Origin of the sequence: Streptomyces sp. NRRL S-31 (genome assembly GCF_000718775.1) — a bacterium.
GTDB lineage: Bacteria > Actinomycetota > Actinomycetes > Streptomycetales > Streptomycetaceae > Streptomyces.
In genome coordinates this window covers 1-2,411 of sequence record NZ_JOCB01000206.1, presented here as the reverse complement: position 1 = coordinate 2,411, position 2,411 = coordinate 1, and the positions used below count along the sequence as shown (strand labels likewise).

General features: G+C 69.0%; 1 protein-coding gene. It reads left to right on the top strand.

Annotated elements, in window-relative coordinates; translation table 11 throughout:
* Positions 1 to 12 precede the first annotated feature (12 nt).
* Positions 13 to 2,411: hypothetical protein (locus IF37_RS40305; protein ID WP_037858286.1), on the top strand; the 2,399-nt coding region annotated here is incomplete at its 3' end.

The window sequence follows — 2,411 nt, the reverse complement described above, 5'->3', positions numbered from 1 at the left end:
GGTCGTCTGCACGTGGCCGAGGCAGCCGCCGCCAAGCCGCTGCTGGCCCACCTGATGCACCGGCACCCCACGCTGCTGGAGGTGCTGACCGACGCGCACATCATGCTCCAGCGCATGGCCGCCCTGCCCGACGCGACTCTCGACGTGTACCGCCTGCGGCCGGCGGCCGTCGAAGGTCTGCTGATCGAACAGGGCGGGCGGCGTCCGCTCGTCGAGGCGCTCGACGGACGTCGCCTCACAGTCCCGGCCCTGCTCGAGTTGCCCGAACTGACCATCGTTCTGCGCAACCACGTGCCACTGATCATGTCCGTGGCGGGCGTGAGTCCGGCGGGGGCCTCCTTGCTGAACAACAGCCGGCTCGCCGACGCACTGGTGACCACGTACGAGACGAAGGGTGAGGCGTACACCAGAACCTTCGGCACGGAGTGGGCCCTGAGCCAGGCGCTCGGCGACCTCTTCGAATTCGACCATGCGGAGTTGCTCGGCAACCTCGGCCTGCGGCGCAAGCTGCAGCAGCACGCGGATCTGGCGCACCTGCTGGTGAATGCGCCCGGGCTGCTGGCGGCGGCGATGAAGGACCTCGAGGTGATCGACCTTCTGGCGCTGGGTGAGCCGGGGTTCATCGACGTGCTGGAGGACGTTCCCGCCTTCGCCGGCCGGCTGGCGGGCCGGATGGAGTGGTTGAGGGCGGCGGCGGAGAACCATGCCGTGGCGCAGGTTCTGTCTCTCGTGCCGGGTCACTTCGACGCGGTCGGCGATGAGGAGCTGGAGCAGGCGCTCAGGGAGGCGGAGGCTCCCTTGCTGCCCGAAAGGGAACAGGCGGTGCCTTCCGGCTCGCCGCTGGAGCGGGCCAGGGCGGCCAACCCGGGTCTCGCCGCGCTCCTGGCGCGCGAGCCTCACCTGACCGGCGTGCTGGAGAGCGACCCGCGGCTGACGGAAACCCTGGCGAACCATCCCACTCTGCTGGTCCGGCCTCACCACTTCCGGCGGTTGCTGGCCGACCCGGTGGAAGACCTGCGGTCGCAGGTGCGTGAAGGGTCGCCGCTACTGGCCCCCTATCTGCTGAGGGCCGCACTGCGTCACAGGCTCGTGCGCCTGTGGCTGACGGGCGAGGGACCGCTCGCCGAACTGCCCGCGAGCGACCTGCGCCGACAGACCGCCGTGGACATCGACAAGAACCCCGTCGTGGGCCAGATGCTCTTCGAGAACCCCACCTACGGTCAGCTGCTCTACCTGGCTCCGGAGCTGATCCGCATTGAGGTCCTGACCAGGATCTGGGACGAGCGCCCCACCGACGAGGTGGCCCAGCAACTCATGGGGCGACCCGGCTTCGGCCTGGCCGCCGCTGGCATGGAGGACATGTCGGTCTTCCTCGAAGTGGTGCTGCGCGACGAGACCGCACTGTTGCGCGTCGCCGGCGAGACGTCGAACATGCTGACCGCTCTGGCCGACGAGTCGATAGCGAACCTGCTGCCGCACCCGGGACTGGTGAGGGAGCTCGCTGCCAGGTCACCGGTGGACATCTCCTACGATCACTGGCGGGCTTTGTTCGACAACGAGGCGTTGCTCAAGGCGCTGAGCGAGGATCTCAGCCTCCTCGGTCTGCTGGCGTCGGCGCCGGCGGTGTTCGCCGAGGCGATCGCGCGTCCCGGCTTGGTGGAAGCGCTGGGGAAACCGGCGTTCCGTGATGCCGTCGCCGAGGCGAGGAGGCGGCGCAGGGACAAGAAGAAGAACTGGGCCACGGGACTGATGGACGCCGTGGTCAACGAGGAGCTCACCGGTCCTCCCGAGCTGTCTCCCGAAGGCGTACCGCTGACGCCGCAGGCCCTGGCTCTCGCCGGGCTGTGGCACCTGGATCCGGACACGGACCGGGACAAGTTCCTGCTGGCCGCGGAGGGTTCGCAGGAACTGCTCCAGGAGCAGCTGGCCGTCGACGAGGCGGTCCGCCCGAACGCGAAGTTGTTCGAGGCGGCCAGGAAGAGCAAGGCGCTGGGTGCGGCCCTGCACTCCGACGGCGATCTGCTTCCCCTGCTCACCGAGCGCCCGGCGCTGCTGCCGGCCCTTCTGGACCGCTCCTCCGGCCTCCTGCGCGCGGTCATCAGCGTTCCGCGGCTCACCGGTGCGCTGCGCACCAACGACTCGCTCTATCGATTGGTGCTCAACGGCACGGACGTGGGCCGGCTGATGAGCACCCGTCCCGATTGGGCGGACGCGCTCGTCGCCAACCGTGAACTGGCGCGGTTCTTCGACCTGTCTCCGCAATTGTGGGCGAGCGTCATGTCGAACGGTGCGGTGTGGTACGTCGTGGCGTCCAGCGAGTTGTTGGCGCGTGCGTTCGCCGACAACGCTCCGGTGGCCGAGGAGTTGGCGGCTGTTGATGCGGGGCCGTTGCTGACGGTTCTGAATCAGTT